At 43.5% G+C, this 22,687-nt stretch carries 25 protein-coding genes and 1 pseudogene; 24 read left to right on the top strand and 2 right to left on the bottom strand.

Annotated elements, in window-relative coordinates:
* Positions 1 to 91 precede the first annotated feature (91 nt).
* Positions 92 to 226 (top strand): annotated as a pseudogene (locus tag JHD69_RS20930) (superoxide dismutase family protein); the annotation flags it as partial.
* 95 nt (positions 227 to 321) lie between these two features.
* Positions 322 to 849: an ExbD/TolR family protein gene (locus JHD69_RS05775; RefSeq protein WP_199138231.1), complete on the top strand. Its 528-nt coding sequence runs from the start codon at positions 322 to 324 to the stop codon at positions 847 to 849.
* 62 nt (positions 850 to 911) lie between these two features.
* Here JHD69_RS05775 and JHD69_RS05770 read toward each other — a convergent pair whose 3' ends face one another.
* Together JHD69_RS05770 and metK are read right to left on the bottom strand one after the other, a co-directional pair.
* A complete protein-coding gene (locus JHD69_RS05770; RefSeq protein ID WP_199138229.1) occupies positions 912 to 1,103 on the bottom strand; it encodes a hypothetical protein in 192 nt (63 codons plus the stop codon).
* Between the two features lie 591 nt (positions 1,104 to 1,694).
* On the bottom strand, positions 1,695 to 2,945 hold the full coding sequence (metK, locus tag JHD69_RS05765; protein WP_199138227.1) for a methionine adenosyltransferase: 1,251 nt from the start codon (positions 2,943 to 2,945) through the stop codon (positions 1,695 to 1,697).
* A 232-nt stretch (positions 2,946 to 3,177) separates the two neighbouring features.
* Between metK and JHD69_RS05760 the strand changes: the two genes are divergently transcribed.
* The 22 genes from JHD69_RS05760 (at position 3,178) to nuoL (ending at position 22,675) form a co-directional block, all read left to right on the top strand.
* Positions 3,178 to 4,056, top strand: coding sequence for a diacylglycerol/lipid kinase family protein (locus tag JHD69_RS05760; RefSeq protein WP_199138225.1), 879 nt, complete (start codon positions 3,178 to 3,180; stop codon positions 4,054 to 4,056).
* Between the two features lie 12 nt (positions 4,057 to 4,068).
* Complete coding sequence (locus tag JHD69_RS05755) at positions 4,069 to 4,422, top strand: translation initiation factor (RefSeq protein ID WP_199138223.1); 354 nt, start codon at positions 4,069 to 4,071, stop codon at positions 4,420 to 4,422.
* A 132-nt stretch (positions 4,423 to 4,554) separates the two neighbouring features.
* The gene (gene pckA, locus JHD69_RS05750) at positions 4,555 to 6,159 is read left to right on the top strand and encodes a phosphoenolpyruvate carboxykinase (ATP) (RefSeq protein WP_199138221.1); all 1,605 of its coding nucleotides are present in this window, start codon (positions 4,555 to 4,557) and stop codon (positions 6,157 to 6,159) included.
* A 292-nt stretch (positions 6,160 to 6,451) separates the two neighbouring features.
* Positions 6,452 to 7,333, top strand: coding sequence for a MotA/TolQ/ExbB proton channel family protein (locus JHD69_RS05745; protein ID WP_199138219.1), 882 nt, complete (start codon positions 6,452 to 6,454; stop codon positions 7,331 to 7,333).
* An 83-nt stretch (positions 7,334 to 7,416) separates the two neighbouring features.
* Positions 7,417 to 8,037 carry an ExbD/TolR family protein gene (locus tag JHD69_RS05740; RefSeq protein WP_199138217.1) on the top strand — a complete coding sequence of 207 codons (621 nt, stop codon included), beginning with the start codon at positions 7,417 to 7,419 and terminating at the stop codon, positions 8,035 to 8,037.
* 9 nt (positions 8,038 to 8,046) lie between these two features.
* Positions 8,047 to 8,592, top strand: coding sequence for an ExbD/TolR family protein (locus tag JHD69_RS05735; protein WP_199138215.1), 546 nt, complete (start codon positions 8,047 to 8,049; stop codon positions 8,590 to 8,592).
* 33 nt (positions 8,593 to 8,625) lie between these two features.
* Positions 8,626 to 9,447: an energy transducer TonB gene (locus JHD69_RS05730; protein WP_199138213.1), complete on the top strand. Its 822-nt coding sequence runs from the start codon at positions 8,626 to 8,628 to the stop codon at positions 9,445 to 9,447.
* Positions 9,448 to 9,453: 6 nt separating this feature from the next.
* Positions 9,454 to 9,693 carry a hypothetical protein gene (locus JHD69_RS05725; protein ID WP_199138211.1) on the top strand — a complete coding sequence of 80 codons (240 nt, stop codon included), beginning with the start codon at positions 9,454 to 9,456 and terminating at the stop codon, positions 9,691 to 9,693.
* A complete protein-coding gene (locus tag JHD69_RS05720) occupies positions 9,694 to 10,605 on the top strand; it encodes a PstS family phosphate ABC transporter substrate-binding protein (protein ID WP_199138209.1) in 912 nt (303 codons plus the stop codon).
* Positions 10,606 to 10,698: 93 nt separating this feature from the next.
* A complete protein-coding gene (locus JHD69_RS05715) occupies positions 10,699 to 12,423 on the top strand; it encodes a tetratricopeptide repeat protein (RefSeq protein ID WP_199138207.1) in 1,725 nt (574 codons plus the stop codon).
* A 79-nt stretch (positions 12,424 to 12,502) separates the two neighbouring features.
* Positions 12,503 to 12,874 carry an NADH-quinone oxidoreductase subunit A gene (locus tag JHD69_RS05710; protein WP_199138205.1) on the top strand — a complete coding sequence of 124 codons (372 nt, stop codon included), beginning with the start codon at positions 12,503 to 12,505 and terminating at the stop codon, positions 12,872 to 12,874.
* Positions 12,875 to 13,045: 171 nt separating this feature from the next.
* Positions 13,046 to 13,588 (top strand): NADH-quinone oxidoreductase subunit B, encoded by a 543-nt coding sequence (locus JHD69_RS05705; protein WP_199138204.1) that lies wholly within the window; start codon positions 13,046 to 13,048, stop codon positions 13,586 to 13,588.
* A complete protein-coding gene (locus tag JHD69_RS05700; RefSeq protein ID WP_199138202.1) occupies positions 13,588 to 14,088 on the top strand; it encodes an NADH-quinone oxidoreductase subunit C in 501 nt (166 codons plus the stop codon). Before JHD69_RS05705 ends, JHD69_RS05700 begins: the two co-directional genes overlap by 1 nt.
* Before the next feature lie 4 nt (positions 14,089 to 14,092).
* Positions 14,093 to 15,307: an NADH dehydrogenase (quinone) subunit D gene (nuoD, locus tag JHD69_RS05695; RefSeq protein WP_199138201.1), complete on the top strand. Its 1,215-nt coding sequence runs from the start codon at positions 14,093 to 14,095 to the stop codon at positions 15,305 to 15,307.
* The gene (locus JHD69_RS05690) at positions 15,300 to 15,815 is read left to right on the top strand and encodes an NADH-quinone oxidoreductase subunit NuoE family protein (RefSeq protein ID WP_199138200.1); all 516 of its coding nucleotides are present in this window, start codon (positions 15,300 to 15,302) and stop codon (positions 15,813 to 15,815) included. The genes nuoD and JHD69_RS05690 overlap by 8 nt, the downstream gene beginning before the upstream one ends.
* Positions 15,816 to 15,889: 74 nt before the next feature.
* The gene (gene nuoF / locus JHD69_RS05685) at positions 15,890 to 17,263 is read left to right on the top strand and encodes an NADH-quinone oxidoreductase subunit NuoF (protein WP_199138199.1); all 1,374 of its coding nucleotides are present in this window, start codon (positions 15,890 to 15,892) and stop codon (positions 17,261 to 17,263) included.
* Between the two features lie 2 nt (positions 17,264 to 17,265).
* Entirely contained in the window at positions 17,266 to 18,276 is a 1,011-nt protein-coding gene (locus tag JHD69_RS05680) for a 2Fe-2S iron-sulfur cluster-binding protein (RefSeq protein WP_199138198.1), read from the top strand.
* Positions 18,276 to 19,310 carry an NADH-quinone oxidoreductase subunit NuoH gene (gene nuoH, locus JHD69_RS05675; RefSeq protein ID WP_199138197.1) on the top strand — a complete coding sequence of 345 codons (1,035 nt, stop codon included), beginning with the start codon at positions 18,276 to 18,278 and terminating at the stop codon, positions 19,308 to 19,310. Before JHD69_RS05680 ends, nuoH begins: the two co-directional genes overlap by 1 nt.
* An 11-nt stretch (positions 19,311 to 19,321) precedes the next feature.
* Positions 19,322 to 19,822 (top strand): NuoI/complex I 23 kDa subunit family protein, encoded by a 501-nt coding sequence (locus JHD69_RS05670; protein ID WP_199138196.1) that lies wholly within the window; start codon positions 19,322 to 19,324, stop codon positions 19,820 to 19,822.
* A gap of 107 nt (positions 19,823 to 19,929) precedes the next feature.
* Positions 19,930 to 20,436 (top strand): NADH-quinone oxidoreductase subunit J family protein, encoded by a 507-nt coding sequence (locus tag JHD69_RS05665; protein ID WP_199138195.1) that lies wholly within the window; start codon positions 19,930 to 19,932, stop codon positions 20,434 to 20,436.
* Positions 20,429 to 20,758 carry an NADH-quinone oxidoreductase subunit NuoK gene (nuoK, locus tag JHD69_RS05660; RefSeq protein ID WP_199138193.1) on the top strand — a complete coding sequence of 110 codons (330 nt, stop codon included), beginning with the start codon at positions 20,429 to 20,431 and terminating at the stop codon, positions 20,756 to 20,758. Before JHD69_RS05665 ends, nuoK begins: the two co-directional genes overlap by 8 nt.
* 18 nt (positions 20,759 to 20,776) lie before the next feature.
* Positions 20,777 to 22,675, top strand: a complete 1,899-nt coding sequence (gene nuoL, locus JHD69_RS05655; RefSeq protein WP_199138241.1) for an NADH-quinone oxidoreductase subunit L — start codon at positions 20,777 to 20,779, stop codon at positions 22,673 to 22,675.
* Positions 22,676 to 22,687 lie beyond the last annotated feature (12 nt).

Raw genomic sequence — 22,687 nt, 5'->3', positions numbered from 1 at the left:
CCCCCCCCCCCCCCCCCCCCCCCCCCCCCCCCCCCCCCCCCCCCCCCCCCCCCATTTTAGATGTGTATAAGAGACAGCAGATAGATGGAGCGTAAAAGAAGGTGATGTGAAGAATATCATTGGCCGTGGAATCATTGTACATGGTGGTACCGACGATTATACTACCCAGCCAACTGGTAATTCGGGGCCTCGGGTAGGGTGTGGCGTGATTGAAGCCATTAAATAACCCAAAAATGATACTTAGAAAGGCGGCTAATTTTTTAGCCGCTTTTTTTATGCAATTTTTGCCAGGCTGTCATCCTGTTTAAAACTAAACAAGATATGGCAACACTTACTGCTCCACAAAACGGCAAGGCCGTAAAAGGAAGAACCCAAACACAAGCCCCAAATGTAGACCTAACGGCCATGGTCGACCTGGCATTTCTGCTGATTACTTTTTTTATGCTCACTACTTCCCTGGCTAAAATGAAAGCGATGGAAATTGTAAAGCCGGTTGATAGTAATGAGCCGATTACCCTGGCACAATCGCGAACCATGACCATTCTTTTGGGCAAAAATAACCAAGCGGTTTATTACATGGGCGAAGCATCTAAAGCGATTATGCATACCGCAAGCCTGGCTACTATTCAAAAATATATTTTGCAAGGCAAGCAACAGGTAGCCCAGCAGCATCAGCATGATGCATCGAAGTTTATGGTCGTGGTCATTAAGCCTACCCCTTCGGCCAACTATAAAAACTTTGTAGATGTGATCGATGAAATGCACGTCGCCGATGTGAAGTCTTATTTTATAGACGACAGGAACGTTTTGGCGCAAGAACGTGCTTTTATGAAAGCAAACGGAATGTAGCTGAAACAACAGAACCGGCACTGCTTCTACATGCCGGTTCTGATTTAAGGATGGAGTTGGACTCAACTTTCGCTGTTGCCGGCTGCAGCGCAAGCCGCATCGGCTATGGCGCCACAGTCATCGCCTTCGTCGCAAGAGATGCAAACTACGGCTCCATTGCTGCATTGGATTACAACAAATTCGTTGCCGCCGCCAAGAATAGATTTTTGTTCAGCTTTGCTTAGGGCTTTGCCCAGATTTAGGGTCTTTTTCATGATTTAATTTTTTGGTTAAAAGTAAGGACGATTGTAACCTTTGGTTAAGAGGCTATTTTAAAGATAAGCGATTCGCTTCGGCTTTAGTTCGGTTGATAAAATATTGAACAAAAACAAAAAGCCCCCGATTTAACTCCGGAGGCTTCCACTATAAACCGAAAGCGGTTTTAACTTGGTCAACAAAATCGAGTTTCAAATGGATCGTCTTTAACTACAACAATTAACTAGTGAGAGTAACTGTTGTAGCTAAAGTATAGCTAAAAATAGGGTTAGGTGAATACGCAACAAAGTTGAAATAGTTGTATATTAGTTATTTAACTTATAAAACCATGAAATTATGAGGAAAAATAACCTAATCAGCAAAGCTGAAATGAAGAAAATTTGGGGTGGTGGACCTATTGAAAGGTGCGCACCTAATGGGCACAATCCTGATGCGTACGCATTTGGTTGCTGTTCGGGCTATGCCTGTCGTGATTTTGGCTCAGCCCCAGTTTGTTTCGACCCCGATCAAGGAAGGCCTTGCAATGACGTTCCCATTTAATGAAAAAGATGGTATAAAAAAAGGGGCTATTTTTTAGCCCCTTTTTGTGTTTATAAGCCGAAAGCAGCTTTAACTTGGTCAACAAAATCGAGTTTCTCCCAAGTAAACAATTCAACCGTAACCTTTTTTTCTTCACCGTTTGGCGATTTGAAGGTTTTGGTTACCGTTTCAGGCTTACGGCCCATATGTCCGTAGGCGGCGGTTTCGCTATAAATCGGATTCCTCAATTTTAGGCGTTGCTCAATAAAATAAGGACGCATATCAAAAATGCCTTCAACGATCTTGGCAATCTCCCCGTCTGTTTTATTCACTTTGCTGGTGCCATAAGTATTGATGTAGATGCCCATAGGCTGAGCTACACCGATAGCATAAGATACCTGAACCAAAACTTCGCTGGCTACACCCGCAGCTACCAGGTTTTTGGCAATGTGGCGCGTAGCATAAGCCGCGCTTCTGTCTACCTTGCTTGGGTCTTTGCCCGAGAAGGCACCACCGCCGTGCGCCCCTTTGCCTCCGTAAGTATCAACAATGATTTTTCTTCCGGTTAGGCCAGTATCGCCATGCGGGCCGCCAATTACAAATTTGCCCGTTGGGTTAATGTGGTATTGGATGTTGTCGTTGAACAAGTGCGCATACTGCGGATATTTTTTGATAATCCTTGGAATAAGGATGCTGACCAAATCCTGTTTGATTTTGGCCAACATCTTGCCTTCTTCGTCAAAATCATCGTGTTGGGTAGAAATTACGATGGCATCAATACGAACTGGCTTATTGTTGTCATCATATTCTAAGGTAACCTGCGATTTTGCATCTGGACGCAAGTAAGTGATTGCTTGGTTTTCGCGTCTCAAGGCAGCAAGCTCTTGTAGCAACTTGTGCGAAAGATCCAAAGCCAAAGGCATATAGTCGTCGGTTTCGTTCGTGGCATAGCCAAACATCATACCTTGGTCGCCAGCACCTTGTTCTTCTTTGTTGCTTCGGTCTACGCCTTGGTTAATATCTTGAGACTGTTCGTGTATAGCCGATAAAATACCGCAAGAATTGGCTTCAAACATGTATTCACTTTTGGTATAGCCAATTTTCTTGATCACGTCTCTTGCAATTTGTTGTACATCCAAATAGGTCTGAGATTTTACCTCTCCGGCCAAAATTACCTGTCCAGTGGTAACCAACGTTTCACAAGCTACCTTTGATTCTGTGTCGAATGCCAAGAAATTGTCAATTAACGCATCCGAGATTTGGTCTGCGATTTTATCTGGGTGCCCTTCAGATACAGATTCTGATGTAAATAAATACGACATTTTAAATAATTAAATTTTTAAATAAACTTATTATGTAAAATGGATTGATGGTCCTGTAAACAGGTGGTAAAACGATTGAAGTAAGGTTTTAGCACTTTTTTTTACGTGGTTGCAATCCCGCTACTTGCATAGCATCGCAAATCAGTCCACTTTTAACAGCTGCAAAATTACTATATATATTATTAATAGTCAAAAAATATCAATTATTTTGTGCCAACCTAATTCTAGCAATTTGTTAAAAACGAATATCTTATTCATCATTAATCCCATTTCGGGCGGTAAAAAGAAACTCAAGATACCTGCTTTGGTAGATCGTTGTCTGGACAAGACAAAGTTCAATGCCAATTACAGTTTTACCGAGTATGTAGGCCATGCCTCAGAATTGGCCGAAGAGGCGGCGAATAAGAATTTCGATGTCATTGTAGCCGTTGGTGGCGACGGTACCATTAACGAAGTGGCGGCAAAGGTAGTTCAGTCAGACAAGACGCTGGGGATCATTCCCTTGGGTTCGGGAAATGGTTTGGCGCGCTTCCTGAAGATACCCTTGCAGACCAAAAAAGCCATTCAGCTGCTCAATACGCTTAACGTAAAACAGATAGATACAGCCAAACTTAACGGAAAGCCTTTCTTTAACATGGCCGGAATGGGTTTTGATGCCCAGCTCAGCGCCGTTTTTGCCGGCAATAAAAGCCGTGGCCTCAAAGGTTACATCGAAATGGGGCTTAAAGAAATGGCTTCTTATAAGGCGCAGGCCTACGAAATAGAAATAGATGGCCAAACCTATGCACGCAAGGCCTTTGTAATCAGCATCGCTAATTCTTCGCAATATGGCAATAACGTTTACATTTCGCCCACATCGTCAATAACCGATGGTCTTTTAGATGTTTGTATCGTCAAGCCGTTTCCATTGTATAAGCTTCCGCGCTTAGCCTACCACATGTTGCGCGCGCGCACCCATCGGTCAGATATGGTCGAAATTATCCGGGGGCAGCATATCAAAATCAGGAGAAGCAAAGAAGATGCAATCCATTTAGATGGCGAACCCTCATTTATGGGCAAAGACATCGATATTGAAATATTGCCTTTATCTTTGAATGTCATTACCAAGTAGCGAATCGAAAAAATGAAGCCGAAGAAGAATACACTAAGCGATTTGGGAGGCATTATGTACTCCACAGATCCGTCTTTCGTTTTTGAAAGCAACGAGCCAGAGGAAAACAGCGAATTAGCCAATGCCCAGCAAGATTTGAGGGTAATGCTCGACCGTAAGAACAGGGGGGGCAAGGCCGTTACCCTGGTTACCGGTTTTAGGGGCAGCGACGAAAAACTGGAAATATTGGCCAAAATGCTGAAGACCAAATGCGGGGTTGGCGGAGGTGCCAAAGATGGCGAAGTGCTGATCCAGGGCGACTTCCGCGACAAGATCGTTTTACTACTCCAAAAAGAAGGCTACAAAGTAAAAAAATCTGGCGGTTAATTAGGTTTTAATTAACTGATAATTAGCTATTTAATTGTTAGTGTATTTGCCACAATAAGTAAAATTTTTATCCAAATTGCGTTGTTTTTTGCGTTAATAACTGTTTAGATTTGCAGCATATTAACCAAATGTATGAGCAACAATAGTGTACAGCAGCCTGATTTGAGCTATCTTAAATTAGACGCCAAAACAGTTAAATACCAGCTTAGTGTAGCAGAGTTGGTGCAGGAAGCTTTAAAGAATGGAGAGGGTACGCTGGCCGATAGCGGCGCTTTGGCAGTGGATACCGGAAAATTTACTGGCCGTTCGCCAAAAGATCGTTTTATCGTTTGCGATGAAGTTACCGAAGATACGGTTTGGTGGGGCGATATCAATATCAAGATCAGCCCTGCGCATTTCGATTCTTTGTTCAACCGTCTTACGGCACACCTCAACACCAAGCAGATCTATGTTCGCGATGCCTATGCCTGCGCCAGCAAGCCTTACCGCACCAGCATCAGGGTGGTTACCGAACATGCCTTCCAGAATTTGTTTGCCAATAACCTGTTTTTAAGGTACGATCAGGAAGAGCCGCCTGCACAGCCTGAATGGACTATTATTGCTGCGCCTTCCTTCGAAGCCAATCCAGCTACAGATGGAACCAGGCAGGCCAATTTTTCGATCCTGAATTTTGCCAAAAAGATTATTCTTATTGGTGGCACGGCCTATACTGGCGAAATTAAAAAGGGTATTTTTTCTGTGCTCAATTATGTTTTGCCACAACAAAAGCAAACTTTATCTATGCATTGCTCGGCTAATGTAGGTGCAGATGGAGATACCGCCATCTTTTTTGGCCTGTCAGGAACTGGTAAGACTACCCTTTCTGCCGACCCAAAAAGGGCACTCATTGGCGATGACGAACATGGCTGGAGCGAAGATGCCGTATTTAATTTCGAAGGGGGTTGCTATGCCAAGTGCGTAGACCTTACGGCCGAGAAGGAGCCTCAAATATTCAATGCCATCAAGTTTGGAGCATTGCTCGAAAACACCAATTACTTTCCGGGTACGCGCAAGGTAGATTTTTCGAATATCGAGAAAACAGAGAATACACGGGTTGCCTATCCAATACATTATATAGACAATGCCCAATTGCCATCGGTGGCTAAAGGGCCCAAGAACATATTCTTTTTAACTGCCGATGCTTTCGGCGTGTTGCCTCCTATTTCAAAGCTAACTACCGGGCAGGCCATGTTCCACTTTATTTCTGGCTATACGGCCAAGGTAGCGGGTACTGAGGCCGGGGTTACCGAACCCCAGCTTACTTTCTCGGCTTGCTTTGGCAAAGCATTTCTGCCTTTGCATCCGGCTCGGTATGCCAAACTGCTTGGCCAAAAGATGGAGAAGCATCAGGTCAATGTGTGGCTGGTGAATACGGGCTGGAGCGGCGGACCTTACGGTATTGGCCAACGGATGAAGCTAGGTTACACAAGGGCGATGATTACCGCGGCACTAAATGGCAGTTTGGCCAACGCCGAGTTTGTAGAACATCCCGTTTTTGGCTTGCTGATGCCAAATGCTTGTCCGGAAGTGCCAGCCGAAATCTTAAACCCACGCAATACCTGGAACGATAAGCAGGCTTATGACCATAAGGCTAACGAATTGGCTACGGCCTTTTTGCAAAACTTTAAGCAATTTGAGGAATTTGCTGATGAAGCCATCATAAAAGCGCTTCCCAAGGTGGTTGAGCCTGTGGTTTAAGGTATTTTTTTTACATAAAATTTGCTTTTAATTAAATTTTTAGTTTTAATTGCGGAAGATTGTCTAACCATAGGCAATCTTTTTTAGTTATATGCCCTGTTCGCTTGGTGAAGATGGATAGCAAAACGTAACGAATTAATTGTGTAACGATTATTTAATTTGTAATTTAAATCAAAGTTATAAATTTGTTAACGCAACAATTAGTGTCGATACGCGTTGTGTGTATTACTAAAAGATTTAATAATTTATCTAAAGTTTAAAAAACAAGTACTAAAACTAAAAAACTAAAAAAATGGCAAACGCACCAAAACCAACAACAGTTAAAAAAGAGAGCTCAACTGCATCTAATCTATTTGCAACGCTGGTAATCCCTATCTGTCTTATTATCGGTATTTCACTTTTCATCTTTGTATTAGGAAAGCCTTCAAACTTCAATGTTCCACCTGATGTGGCCAAAAACAACAGTGCTGTATCATTGGCTTTCTACAATGATGATACCCACAGCTTTTTACCACACCCAGGAAACTATGGCGGTATGGCTTACAAAGGTGGTTTCATCGTACCTATCCTAATCGGTATGCTTTTAATGGTGTTTGTATTCTCAATTGAGCGTTTAATTGTTATTGGCAAAGCTACAGGTAAAGGAAGCTTGGATTCTTTCGTTAAAAAAATCCAATCGCTTTTGAGCGCTGGTAATATCCAAGCTGCAGCTGCAGAGTGCGATAAACAAGAAGGTTCTGTGGCAAACGTAATCAAGTCTGGTCTTAAAAAATATGGCGAGATGGAAGTAGAGGCCAACATGGACACCGATCAAAAATGCTTGGCTATCCAAAAAGACATCGAAGAAGCTACTTCATTGGAAATGCCAATGTTGGAGCAAAACCTAACCATCATTGCTACTTTGGTATCAGTAGGTACGTTAATGGGTCTATTGGGTACGGTAACAGGTATGATCAAGGCCTTCGGTGGTTTGGCTAACTCAGGTGCTCCAGATCAAGCGGCTTTGGCAACAGGTATCTCTGAGGCATTGATCAATACAGCTACTGGTATCAGTACTTCTACGCTTGCGATCATCATGTATAACATCTTAACTTCGAAAATCGATAAATTGACTTATGCTATCGATGAAGCTGGTTTCAGCATCATCCAAACTTACGCTAGTACCCATAAATAAGAATTATTTTAATTTTTTTTACCGGCTTTATGGAAAACCGGAAGAATTAACATCATTAATTAAAATATTATAATTTTTATATTATGCCTAGAGTAAAAGTTCCAAGAAAGAGTACCGCAGTAGATATGACCGCCATGTGCGACGTAGCCTTCCTGCTGTTGACTTTCTTTATTTTAACGGCAACTTCACGTCAGCCAGACCCACTGGAAATCAAGACGCCTTCTTCCTCGGTACAGTTTAAAGTACCAGATAAGGATTTGACAATCTTGAGCATCGGTAAAGGAAAGGTTTTTGTCGAGATTATCGGTAAGGACGTGAAAATGCTGACTTTGCAGAAAATGGCTGAATTGTACAGCATGAAGTTCACCCCAGAAGAAATCAACCGTTTTGGTGTGATTTCATCGTTCGGCGTACCTTTCGGCAACCTGAAGCAGTTCATTAAAATGAACGGCGAGGAGCGTACCAAATTCGAGGCGCAGTTTCAAGGTGTTCCGGTTGACAGTACGAGAAACAACGATTTGTTCAGATGGATTGAACAAGCCCGTAGAGCTACGGCCGAATTGCACCAAACCGAGATGCGCGTAAGTATCAAGGGCGACGCAAAAGAAGAATATCCGGTGATCAAAAAGATCGTAGACGTACTTCAGGAGCAAAAAGTCAACAAATTTAGTTTAATTACATCGGCCGAAGCCGGTGCACAATAAAAAAGAGCTATGGCAGAATTAGATACCTCCGGCGGGGGTGGCAAAAAAGGTGGCAAAGTAAGAAGCAAGAAACAATCGACCAAGGTTGACTTGACAGCGATGGTGGATCTGGCTTTCTTATTGATTACCTTCTTTATGTTGACCACTTCGCTATCAAAGCCACTTGCAATGGATATTGCAAAACCAGATAAGGATGCGAAAGATGAAAATAGATTAGAGGTGAGAGAATCTCAGACCATGACAATTCTTCTAGGAAAGAACGATAGGATTGCTTGGTATATGGGAAAAGCTGGTAGCACGGCGCCAACTATCGAAGGATTTTCAGACATCAGGGCATCTTTATTAAAAAACAAAAAAGAAGTAAAGGATAAGACAGGCAGAGATATCATCATTTTGGTAAAACCGACTTCGGGTGCCAACTACAAAAACTTTGTAGACATTATGGATGAAATCAATGTAACCAAAACCAACATCAGTGCTCCGGCAATTGATGACGACCCTAAGCACTTGCTTGAAGCTGAAATAGCTTTCATGAAAGCAAAGGGCATCCTTTAACGAGAATTAGCGAATAATAAAAATACTTGAACAATGTTTGGAAAAAAAATAGATTTATTTGACAAAGAATGGCTTGAGATTGTATTTGCCAAAAAGAATAAAGCTTACGGAGCTTATGAGCTTCGCCAAACAAATTCTTGGAATACAACCAAATCATTATTGATTGCCTCAACAGTATTCATATTGCTGTTTTTGGGGCCAAGAATTTACGCTTTAATCAAAGGCCTTGCGCCAGAACCTCCTCCCGAAAAAGCGGTAGAGGTAATTGTGCAGCCACCGCCGCCGATCGATCCGGAAGTGAAAACACCTCCACCGGTAGAGCCTCCTCCACCGAAACAAGATCAGGTGAAATTCCCTCCTCCGATCGTAAAACCCGATAACGAGGTAAAAGACGAGGAGCCACCAAAACTGGAAGACTTGAAAAAAGCCGATCCTGGACAAAAAACAATCGAAGGAGATCCAACTGCGGAAATCGTTCAGATTGCACCAGCAGGCGAAGGTCCGAAACAAGCGGTAGTGGTAGAGGATAACACGGTTTATAACTTCGTGAGTATGGAGAACCCGCCAACCTATCCAGGCGGTATCGAAAAGTTCTATGCTTTCTTGGGCGCGAATATCAAATATCCGCCAATGGCAGCAGAGAACAATATTCAAGGTAACGTGTTCGTTTCATTTACAGTAGAGAAAGACGGCTCATTAACCGATCTTAAAATCGATCGTAAATTAGGCTACGGAACCGATGAAGAAGCATTGAGGGTATTAAGACTGGCTAAACGCTGGAACCCAGGTATGCAAAACGGTAAACCAGTGCGTGTAAAATACAACATTCCTATTAAATTTAGCTTACAACAATAAGCATACATGTTTAATCTGAATTACTTTAAACAGAAATCGCCTCAGCAGCGATTTCTGTTTATTTTAGGGCTTACCATGATGCTCATCTATTTGGGTATAGGCATCGTCGTTATTTTTTTCGGCGATTTAATTAACCTGGATCCGGAAAGGTTTCCGCAAAAATACCGGATCGCCTTTGGGGTGGTTTTGATTGTTTATGCAGCCATCAGGTTTAGCCGCTTAATCAATAAAAAAGAGTCCGTATAAATGAAAAGAATAAGTTTGATCTTGGTGCTTTTGGTGCTTTTGTTCGGCGCATGCCGCAGAAAGGACAAAAAGGACGCGGTTAAGGAAACCAGGACTTCGGGTACCACCAAGCTGCTGGTTGATGCATCTTTTGCCAGAATTTTGGACGACCAGATTCTTGTGTTCAAAAGCGATTATCCGAATGCCACTGTGACGACTACCTTGGGCAATGAGAACCAGATCCTTCCTGATTTTCTGAACGGCAAAACAAAGATGATCGTTTTGTCGAGGATGCTTAAACCAGAAGAAGAATACTATTACAAGCAAAGACAGGTTCCGGTGTATACAGACCGATTTGCAATTGATGGCATTGCCCTGATTACGAATGTCGCCAATATAGATACGAACATTACCGCAGCCGAAGTGTTCGATATCATGAAGGGCACTTCAACATCAGGAAAAAAACTGGTGTTTGATAACGCCAACTCCAGCACGATCAGGTACTTTATCGACTCGGCAAAGGTTAAGGAACTGCCCAAAAGTGGCGTATATACCCTACAGTCGAACAATGATGTGATTAAGTATATTGCCGAGCACAAGGATTACATTGGCGTAGTGGGCGTGAATTGGTTGTTGGAGAACAATAAAGATATTTTGGCATATTTGCCACAAGTTAAAATGATGGGCGTGAAGAATTTGCTTGGAAAAAAGGGGAGCGACTCGTATTATAAACCTATCCAGGAGAACCTGATCAACGCAAAATATCCTTTTTTAAGGAATGTTTACATCATTAATGCCGAGTACAGTGATGGTTTAGGCACAGGATTTGCAAATTGGTTAACTAGTCAACGTGGACAGTTAATTGTACTCAAATCAGGACTAGGTCCTCATAAATTAGCACCGAGAGAATTAAACATAAAGAACACGAACTAAATTTTAATATTCAACTAAGGAAATAATATTCTTAATGCAGAACCAGATAAAGGCATAGGAAAATTTTATTTCAGTTTAAAACAAATGATGACAATGAAAATGATCAAGAAAGCAATAACCTTAAGTTTAGGTTTGGTAATGATGGGTGGTACTGCCTCATTTGCTCAGAGTTTAGCCGATGCGAAGAAGGCCATGGATGCAGAACAGTACCAAAAGGCGGGCGCGATGCTTAAGACATTAGTAAACACCCAAGGAACAAAGGGCGAAAACTTTTTTAACCTTGGTGAAGTATATTTACGGACAGACGATATCGATTCGGCTAGAGCAGTGTTTACAAAAGGTATCGCTGCCGATGCAAAATACGCCCTAAACTATGTAGGTTTGGGACATGCCGATTTGAAATCGGGCAACCCAACGTCAGCAAAAACAAATTTCGACAAAGCTTTGCAGCTGGGCACTAAAGATTACCAAACCTATTTGGCAATCGGCAGGGCTTATACCGATCAGGCAAAACCTGATTATGCAGCCGCTTTGCCTAACCTGCAAAAAGCAGAAGAACTAGATGCGAAAGATAAAGATGCCGAAACCTTTTTGGCTTTGGGCGATTTTTATGCCATGCAGACTAAAAACACAGAGGCTTATCCGATGTACCTCAGGGCTTTAGATATTAATCCAAACCTGAACCGTGCACACGTACAGATCGGCAGGATGTATAAAATGGCTTTCGCCTTTCCTGAGGCAGAAACCGAATTGAAAAAAGCAACGGAAAGCGATCCTAACTACGGACCAGCCTACCGTGAGTTGGCCGAAAATGAAATGCAATGGTCACGTGCCGATGTGAAAAATGCAGAGGCAAAAAGAGCAGAAGCACTAGCTAACATGAGAAAGTACTTGGATTTGACCGATAAATCTTTTGAATCTCGTTTGCGTTATGCACAGTTCTTGGTGTATGCCGGCGACTTCGTTACTTTGGAAAAAGAAGTAGCTACGTTGAATGCAGAGGCAAATAATCCAAAAGAGTTTGTGGTAATCCGTATGCGTGGCTATTCGGCGATAGAAAATAAAAACTATGAGCAAGGCTTAAAATATATGAACGAATTGTTTGCACGCAAGCAAGACGAGTCGCGTATCTTGGGTGATGACTACCTTTATTTGGGGAAAGCTTATGCTGCAACAGGAAACGACAGCTTGGCTGTATTAAATATTGAAAAAGCTGTTAAGCTTGATTCGACAAAAGTTGAGGAATTGGCGGCTGTAGGCAAAAAACTGTTCGAAGGCAGAAAATATCAACAAGCAGCGGATGTATATAGAAAAGTAATTAGCTTGAATTCTAAAAATCCATCAATGGCAATGAATAACTATTGGTTAGGTAGTGCTGATTATTTTGCATATGCTATCGCTAATAGCGAAAAGAAAAATCCAGATAAGAAAATGTTAGTGGAGGCTGATACCGCGTTTTCAAGAATGCTAAGTGTAGCCCCTGAAACAGAAATTGGTTGGTTGTACAAAGCCCGTATCAATAAATTGATGGATAATGCCGAAACCCCTACTGGTTTAGCGGTTCCTTTCTACGAAAAGTACATTCAATTGGTAACTGTAACAAAACCGGAGAAGGCAACTTCATCGACCAACATGAAAGGTCTTGTAGAAGCTTATAATTGGTTAGGTGCATTTTATTCTGGCTCGGATAAAGAAAAGTCTAAAGAATATTTCAATAAGACTTTAGCTATCGATCCTCAGAATGCCTATGCTACAGAGAGCTTGAAGTCATTGACAGCGCCTCCTGCGCCGGCTAAGAAGGCTCCAATTAAGAAATAAGTTTCTTTCTGAATAGATAAACGAAAGGCAGGGTTTGTAATCCTGCCTTTTTATTTTAATTTTGCCTTAAATTATTGATATGGAAACGCAAAGTACAGCACAGGATTTTCTGCCTATTATTTTTCAGGTTATCGTAGCCTTGGGTTTTGTAGTGGGTACATTGTTTGTAACGCACATTTTAGGCCCTCGACGTAAAACCAAAGACAAGCTTTCTACATTTGAAGCCGGTATCAAAGTAATCGGCAATGCGCGTCAGCCGTTTTCTATCAAATATTTCCTAGTAGCCATACTTTTTGTGCTGTTCGACGTAGAGGTAATTTTTATGTACCCATGGGCAGTTAATTTTAAGGAGCTTGGCTGGAACGGCCTCATCGAAATGTTCATCTTCATGGGCACCTTGCTATTGGGTTTCATTTATATCATCAAGAAAAAAGCCTTGGATTGGGCTTAATCAATTAGCAGTTTACAGCTCTCAGTTAACAACTGATAACTAAAAACTGCTGACTAAAAACTCATTTATTTAGAACGGTTCTAAATGCTAATAGCTTAGGCTAATTGCTTTTAAAATATTGTAAATTTGTTGCTCATTCTTTATTTGAATGAGCATTTTTTGTTTAAAAACATGAGTGAAATCAACATAGTAGATGCGCCTCCAGGTATCGAAGGATCTGGTTTTTTTGCCACCTCTTTAGATAAGGTCATTGGTTTGGCTCGTTCGCATTCCTTATGGCCATTGCCATTTGCCACCTCATGCTGCGGCATCGAGTTCATGGCTACCATGGGTTCTCATTACGATTTTGGGCGTTTTGGCGCCGAACGTTTAAGCTTTTCGCCTCGTCAGGCCGATTTGCTGATGGTAATGGGTACCATAGCCAAGAAAATGGGTCCGGTATTGAAGCAGGTTTACCTGCAGATGGCCGAGCCTCGTTGGGTAATGGCAGTGGGTGCCTGCGCTTCTAGCGGCGGTATTTTCGATACTTATTCGGTGCTGCAAGGCATTGACGAGATTATTCCTGTTGATGTGTATGTGCCGGGCTGTCCGCCTCGTCCGGAGGCTATTTTAGACGGCTTCAACAAAATTCAGGAGCTGGTGAAGAACGAATCGGGCAGAAGGAGGCATTCTGAGCAATACAAAAAAATGTTAGCTTCTTACGGAATAGAATAATGGCCAAAGCAACCAATACAGAAATTATCGAATTGCTTGGCGAAAGATTTGGCGAGCAACTTTTCGATGTAACAGAGCCTTACGGACTGTTAACCTTTTCGACCACCAAAGACAAGGTGATTGCTGTGCTTTCTTTCCTGAAAGAAAACGGCAAAATCGATTTCAACTTCTTAACTGATATTACTGCGGTTCATTACCCTGAGAAAAACCATATTGCGGTAGTTTATCACTTGCACAGCATGGTAAGAGGAATTAGGGTGAGGCTAAAGGTTTTCATCCACGAAAACGAGCCAACCATTCCAACGGCGAGTACGCTTTGGAATGCGGCCAATTGGATGGAACGCGAAACCTACGATTTCTTTGGCGTAAAATTCGAAGGCCATCCCGACTTGAGGAGGATCCTGAATATGGACGATTTGGGCGTACACCCGATGCTGAAGCAATATCCATTGGAAGATCCGAACAGAGTTGATAAAAAAGACGAATATTTTGGTAGATAAATCCATGAATCACAATCAACCAGTATATACAGACAACGATCCGCAGAGTGAATTGGTAACCCTTAACCTGGGGCCAACCCACCCGGCTACGCACGGCGTTTTCCAGAATGTTTTGCAGCTGGATGGCGAGCGTATCGTCAGTGGTGTTTCTACCATTGGCTATATCCATCGTGCATTCGAAAAGATTGCCGAACATAGGCCTTTTTATCAGATAACGCCCTTAACCGATCGTTTAAACTACTGCTCGTCGCCCATTAACAATATGGGTTGGCACATGACGGTAGAGAAACTATTGAATATCCAGATCCCGAAACGCGTGGATTACCTGCGTGTCATCATCATGGAGCTTTCGAGGATTGCCGATCATATCATTTGCAATACCATTATTGCACAAGATACCGGAGCAACCACTACTTTCCTTTATCTTTTCCAGTTCAGGGAGCATATTTACGAAATCTACGAAGAGGTCTGTGGCGCACGCCTAACCACTAATATTGGTCGTATCGGCGGCTTGGAAAGAGATTTTAATGATATTGCCTTTGCCAAGATCAATAAATTCTTAAAAGAATTCCCTAAAGCGCTGAAAGAGTTTGAAAGCTTGTTGAACCGTAATCGTATTTTCATAGACCGTACTGCCGGCGTTGCTGAAGTAACGCAGGAAAATGCGCTGAGCTACGGCTGGACGGGCCCATTGCTGCGTGCTACCGGCGTTGATTACGACGTACGTACCAGCGAGCCTTATGCATCGTACCAGGACTTCGACTTCGAAATTCCGGTAGGTACCAGTGGCGATATTTATGACCGTTACCTGGTGCGCAACGAGGAGATGTGGCAAAGCGTACGCATCATCGAGCAAGCGATGGAGAAAATAAAATCGGAGCCCAAAGGCATTTTCCATGCCGACGTTCCGGAGTTCTATCTGCCAGGAAAGGAAGAAGTATACAACAATATGGAAGCATTGATCTATCACTTTAAGATTGTGATGGGCGAAATCGATGCGCCAAAAGCAGAAGTTTACCATGCCGTAGAAGGCGGTAACGGCGAGCTGGGCTTCTATTTGATTAACGATGGTGGCCGTACGCCTTATCGCTTGCACTTCAGAAGACCAAGTTTTATTAATTATTCTATGTTTGCCAAAATGAGCGAAGGCATGTTGTTGTCAGATGCCATCATCAACATGAGTAGCATGAACATTATTGCAGGAGAATTAGATGCTTAGAGTAGAAGAACAACAACCTGTAGAGTTTTCGTCGGCATTGATCAGCCAATTCGACGAGATCGTAAATCGTTATCCTGCCGGAAGACAGAAATCGGCACTCTTGCCTATTTTACATTTGGTACAGGCCGAGTTTGGCTGGACCAGCGTTCCTGCGATGGATAAAGTGGCCGAATATTTACAGATTCAGCCCATCGAAGTGTATGAAGTAGCATCTTTCTATACCATGTACTTCTTGGAGCCTAAAGGAAAATATGTATTGGAGGTTTGCCGTACCGGCCCTTGCTGCCTGGTGGGTGCCGAAAAAATTATGGACCACATTGAACAGAAGTTGGGCGTTAAGGAAGGCCAAGTAACCGAAGACGGCTTGTTTAGCTGGAGAGGCGTAGAGTGTTTGGCCGCCTGTGGCTTTGGACCGGTGTTGCAAATTGGTCCTGAGTATACTTTTTATGAGAACCTGACCGAACAGTCGGTTGATCAATTGATAGACGATTTAAAAAATAAGATTTGAGACCTTAGATTTGAGGCTTGAGAACGGAGCATTTTGGCTTTTATCTCATATCTCACATCTCATATCTATAGCAAATGGCACGTAAACTATTATTAGAACATATCAATGTACCTGGCATTAACACGCTAGAGGTTTATCGCCAAAAAGGCGGTTACCGAGCCGTTGAAAAAGCATTGAAAACGCTGACCCCCGACGAGGTAGTGGAAGAGGTGAAAAAATCGGGCTTGCGTGGCAGGGGCGGTGCGGGTTTCCCTACCGGGATGAAATGGAGCTTTTTGGCCAAGCCAGAAGGTGTTCCGCGTTATTTGGTATGCAATGCCGATGAATCTGAACCTGGAACTTTCAAAGACAGGTATCTCATGACTTATATTCCGCATGCCTTAATCGAGGGGATGATTGTAGCAAGCTATGCCTTGGGTGCAAACACTTCCTACATTTATGTGCGCGGCGAGATGATGCCTCAGATCCGCATTTTGGAAAAAGCGATTGCCGAAGCCAAAGCTGCCGGATTGTTGGGCCAAAAAATATTGGGAACAGACTATAGCCTCGAATTGTACGTACAGCCAGGTGGCGGTGCCTACATTTGTGGTGAAGAAACCGCTTTATTGGAATCGTTGGAAGGCAAGCGTGGAAATCCCCGTATCAAGCCACCTTTTCCGGCTATTGCAGGTTTATATGGCTGTCCTACGGTAGTAAACAATGTTGAATCGATTGCGGCTGTAGTGCCAATCATCAACGATGGTGGCGATGAGTATGCCAAAATCGGTATCGGTCGCAGTACAGGTACCAAACTGATTTCGGCTTCGGGCAACTTGGTTAAACCGGGTGTTTACGAAATCGAATTGGGCTTGCCGGTTGAAGAATTTATCTATTCTGACGAGTACTGTGGCGGTATTGCCAATGGCAAAAGACTAAAAGCTACGGTAGCCGGTGGTTCGTCGGTGCCCATTCTGCCAGCCAACCTCACCTTGAAATATGCCAACGGCGAGCCTCGTTCAATGAGTTACGAATCTCTTTCCGAGGGTGGCTTTGCCACTGGAACAATGTTGGGCTCGGGCGGTTTCATCGCTTTCGACGAAGACCAGTGCATTGTAAGGAACACGTGGAACTTCTCGCGTTTTTACCATCACGAAAGCTGCGGACAATGTTCGCCTTGCCGTGAAGGAACAGGTTGGCTAGAGAAAATTTTGCATAAAATTGAGTACGGACATGGTACGATGGACGACATCGATTTGCTATGGGATGTACAACGTAAAATAGAAGGAAATACAATTTGTCCACTAGGCGATGCAGCCGCTTGGCCGGTAGCCAGTGCCATCAGACACTTCAGAGAAGAGTTTGAATGGCATATCAAAGAACCGGTGAAGAGCCAGCAACAGAACTATGGCATAGCCAATTATGCAGTGCCCATAGAAAAAGCAGTGGAAGTTAAACAGGATAATCTTTAACCATGAGCGATTTAGTTAAAGTAACTATAGACGGAATAACAGTAGAGGTAGCTCCGGGAACCACCATCTTAAATGCCGCAAGGCAAATAGGCGGCGATATTGTTCCTCCTGCCATGTGCTATTATTCTAAGCTGGAAGGCAGCGGCGGCAAGTGCCGTACCTGTATCGTAAAGGTAAGCAAAGGCTCTGAAAAAGACCCTCGCCCAATGCCTAAGCTGGTAGCCTCGTGCCGTACCACAGTGATGGATGGCATGGAAGTACAGAACATCACTTCGCCAGAGGTTTTGGAGGCCAGAAGTGGCGTAGTAGAGATTTTGCTGATCAATCACCCTTTAGATTGCCCGGTATGCGACCAGGCGGGCGAATGCGATTTGCAAAACCTGGGCTATGAGCATGGCTTGCAAAAAACCAGGTACGAGTTTGAGCGCCGTACTTTCGAAAGGATAGATATTGGCGATAAGATCCAATTGCACATGAACCGTTGCATTTTGTGCTACCGTTGTGTGTTTACAGCCGATCAGATCACCAACAAACGCGTACACGGCATTTTGAACCGTGGCGACCACTCGGAGATTTCTACCTACATCCAAACTGCGGTTGACAACGATTTTTCAGGAAACGTAATCGATGTTTGTCCGGTTGGCGCCTTAACCGATAAAACTTTCAGGTTTAAAAACAGGGTATGGTTTACCAAACCTGTTGATGCACATCGCAATTGCGACCACGAAAAATGCAATGGTAAGGTAACGCTATGGTACAAAGGCGAAGACGTGTTGCGTGTAACTGCCCGCAAAGATCAGTTTGGCGAGGTGGAGGAATTCATCTGCAATACCTGCCGTTTTGAAAAGAAAAATACAGCCGATTGGGTAATCGAGCACCCAACGCACATTCCTGATACTTCGGTAATTGCCTCAAACCACTACGAAACTTTTAAGCCACTACCGGTGATCAAAGAAAACCTGGCCCTGCAAAAAGCAAATCAAATAGAACTAGAAAAAACTGCTAAATTCTAATGGATATCAACTTTGTAATCGAGAAATTTATACTGGTAACCATTTTATTTGCCATCAGTTTGGTTATTGCCATGTACTCTACGTATGCCGAGCGCAAGGTGGCTGCATTTTTACAAGACAGGCTTGGACCGGATAGAGCCGGACCTTTTGGTATTTTACAGCCATTGGCCGATGGGGTAAAGATGTTCATGAAAGAAGAAATCGTTCCAGCTACGTCAAACAAATGGTTGTTCATGGTTGGTCCGGGTTTGGCCATGCTTTGTGCCTGTATTGGCACGGCGGTTATTCCATGGGGACAAGACCTAACCATTGGTGGCAAAACAGTGCCTTTGCAGGTAACCGATATCAACGTAGGCGTTTTGTACATCTTCGGCGTGGTATCGTTAGGTGTTTATGGCGTAATGATTGGTGGCTGGGCTTCTAACAACAAATACTCGTTGCTAAGCGCGATCCGTGCGGCTTCCCAAAACATCAGTTACGAGGTGGCTATGGGCCTTTCTATCATCGCCTTGCTTTTGGTAACCAATTCGCTGAGTTTAAAGGAAATTGTAGCCCAACAACATAGCTGGCACTGGAATGTAATTTATCAGCCATTGGGCTTTATCATTTTTATGGTTTGTTCTTTTGCCGAAACCAACCGTGCGCCATTCGATTTGCCTGAATGCGAAACCGAGTTGATCGGTGGTTACCATACCGAATACTCGTCGATGAAACTGGGTTTTTACCTGTTTGCCGAGTACATCAATATGTTCGTTTCGTCAACCGTAATGGTTACGCTTTATTTTGGGGGCTATAACTATCCGGGTATGGACTATATTGCGGCACATTGGGCTCCAAATGCGGCAGTCTTGTTCGGCACGTTTATATTTTTTATGAAGATATTTATGTTCATCTTCTTCTTCATGTGGGTACGCTGGACCATTCCGCGTTTCCGTTATGACCAGTTGATGAATTTAGGATGGAAGGGATTGATCCCGTTGGCTATTGTCAATATCATCATTACAGGAATTTGGATTGCCTTACGTCAATTTTAAAAGGGAGAGCAATGGAATCATTAAGCAATAAGAAAAAAGTACTGGAACAAAAGCCGTTGAATTTGGCCGAGCGTTTGTATTTGCCGGCTATTGTAAAAGGCTTGGGTACTACAATGAGCCACTTTTTTAAGAAAAGTGCAACCATCAGGTACCCAGAGGTAGAGCGCGAGTTTTCGATCAACTGGCGTGGCATGCACTCTTTAAAAAGAGACGAAGAGGGCAGAGAGCGTTGCACAGCCTGCGGTTTGTGCGCCTTATCGTGCCCTGCAGAAGCCATAACCATGATCGCGGCCGAGCGCAAAGCGGAAGAAAAACACCTTTACCGCGAAGAAAAGTATGCCGCCGTTTACGAAATCAACATGTTGCGTTGCATTTTCTGTGGCTTGTGCGAAGAAGCCTGCCCTAAAGAAGCCATTTACCTGGATGGACCTATCGTGCCGTCTGATTATCTGCGCAAAGACTTTATTTATGGCAAGGATAAATTGGTAGAAGCTCCGTTGGAGACCAAATAAAAAACAGCCGTTGCAAGGAAAGAAGCAATCCCAAGCAACGGTTTAAAAAATGAGATTGCTTCGTGCCCCGCAATAGCGATGGCAACTAATAACTAAACAAAGAATTAATGGGTACACAAGTATTCTATTTTGTAGCTGCACTGAGTGTCATTTTCTCGCTGCTGGTGATTTTCTCTAAAAATCCCATCCACAGCGTGCTATACCTGATACTTACCTTCTTTACGTTTACCGTGCACTATGTATTGTTGAACGCCCAGTTTCTGGCCGTTGTAAACTTTATCGTTTATATGGGGGCAATTATGGTATTGTTTCTCTTTGTGCTCATGTTGCTGAACCTGAACAAAGAGAATGAACCCAACAAATCGAACCTCATTAAAATTGTGGGCGTAATTGCCGGAGGCTGTTTGGCCGTAACCTTAATCGGTTCGTTCAAAGCAGTTTCGATCAATAGCCCGCTGGTATTGCAGAACCCGAGCCTGGGCTTGGTCAAAAATCTGGGCAAGGAACTTTTTGGCCCGTTTATGTTGCCATTTGAGTTGTCGTCCATCTTATTGCTTACCGCAATGGTTGGTGCCGTATTGTTAACTAAAAAGGAAGAAAAGCAAAATGGATAGTTTGTTTCAAAATATGAAGGTTGTGCCGCTTAACCATTACATTTGGTTATGCGCCATTATTTTTACCATTGGTGTAATCGGGGTATTGACCCGCAGAAACGCCATCGTCATCTTTATGTCGGTAGAGCTGATGCTGAATGCCGTAAACTTGTTGTTAACTGCCTTTTCGGTTCACCATAACGACCCGTCGGGACAGGTTTTTGTGTTTTTTATTATGGCTTTGGCCGCGGCCGAGGTTGCTGTAGGATTGAGTATCATCGTCATGGTTTACCGCAATACGCAGTCGATAGATATTAATGTGTTAAATCGCCTTAAGTGGTAATTATATAGAATAGGAATGATGAATAATTTACTTTGGCTGGTTCCTTTGCTTCCGCTTTTAGGCTTCATAATTAATGGCCTTGGCCGAAATACGTTCAGCAAAAGCCTGGTTGGCTTGATCGGAAGCGGTGTGGTATTGGCCTCTTTTGTACTCAGCGTAGTTTTATTTTTTCAATTGAGCGGCAGTGCCGAAAAACAAATCAATGTAGTACTTTTCGACTGGATCAGCGCGGGCAAGGTACAGATCCCCTTGGCTTTCCTGCTCGATCCGTTGAGCTCGGTGATGCTGCTGATCATTACCGGTATCGGTTTTCTGATCCATATTTATTCGATTGGCTATATGCACGAAGATGCCGGTTTTGGCAAGTTCTTCAGCTATTTGAACCTCTTTATCTTCTTCATGTTGATTTTGGTGCTGGGTTCAAACTATATCGTGATGTTCATCGGCTGGGAAGGCGTAGGTTTGTGTTCTTACCTGCTTATCGGCTTTTGGTACACCAACCAAAGCTATGCAAGCGCGGCCAAAAAGGCTTTTGTAATGAATCGTATTGGCGATTTGGGCTTTTTGATTGGCGTATTTATGTTGGTAAACGCCTTTGGCAGCACCGAGTTTGCACAGATTTTCCCCCAAGCCTCTAAATTTGTTACTAACGATACGACTATAATTACCATTACCATCTTATTGTTTATCGGTGCCTGCGGTAAATCGGCACAGTTGCCTTTGTTTACCTGGTTGCCTGATGCGATGGCTGGCCCAACCCCGGTTTCAGCCTTGATCCACGCCGCCACCATGGTAACTGCTGGTATCTACATGATTGCCCGTTCGAGCGTATTGTTCGATTTGGCCCCGGTTACGCAAAACATCATTGCCATTGTAGGTGCAGCTACCGCTTTAATTGCCGCCTTGATTGCTTTGACCCAAACCGATATCAAAAAGGTATTGGCTTATTCAACCGTGTCGCAATTGGGCTATATGTTCCTGGGTTTGGGCGTTGGTGCTTACACCGGCTCGTTTTTCCACGTGTTAACACATGCTTTCTTTAAAGCCTTGCTGTTCTTGGGCGCTGGTTCGGTTATCCACGCCATGCACCACGAGCAAGATATGCGCCACATGGGTGGCTTAAGGTCGAAATTGAAAATCACCTTTGCTACCATGATGATCGGTACCATTGCCATTGCAGGTTTGCCACCGTTTTCGGGTTTCTTCTCTAAAGACGAAATCTTGGCCCATACTTTCGAGCATAGTCCGATACTTTGGGGCGTAGGTTTGCTTACCGCTTTCCTAACTTCGTTCTACATGTTCAGGATGATGTTCCTGACTTTCTCTGGCAAATACCGGGGCACGCACCACGAAGAAACCCATGTGCATGAGTCGCCAGGCGTAATGACTTTCCCGTTAATTGTGTTGGCCATTTTGGCGGCCATCGGTGGACTGATCAACCTGCCGCATTTTGCCGGAGGTAACGAATGGTTGGCGCATTGGTTGGCTGGTGCAGGTATTGCCCCACAAGAATTGGGCTTAGATCATGGCACAGAAATCGGCCTCATGGGCGCTTCTGTAGGTGCTGCCGTTATTGCCTTGATTTTTGCTTATGTAAAATATGTGAAAAATGCTGATATCCCTGTTGCCGATGAGGGCAAAAGATCGGTATTGGCCAAATTGTCTTACCACAAATTTTATCTGGACGAGATTTATGATACGATCATCAGAAAACCATTGGATGCTTTGTCCAAGTTCTTCTACCGGATTGTAGATAAAAAAGTAATCGATGGTTTGGTAAACGGCTTGGGCTGGACGGCTACCGAAGGCAGCAAAAACCTTCGCCTGTTGCAATCTGGAAATGTAGGCTTTTATATCTTTATGATGGTGTTCGGTATCATTGCCTTATTGTTGTACACCTATTTATCCATCTCTTAACATTGGCTAAAC

It is taken from the genome of Pedobacter sp. ASV12 (assembly GCF_016429155.1).
Classification (GTDB): Bacteria; Bacteroidota; Bacteroidia; order Sphingobacteriales; family Sphingobacteriaceae; genus Pedobacter.
This window is presented reverse-complemented; position numbering and strand designations above follow the sequence as displayed.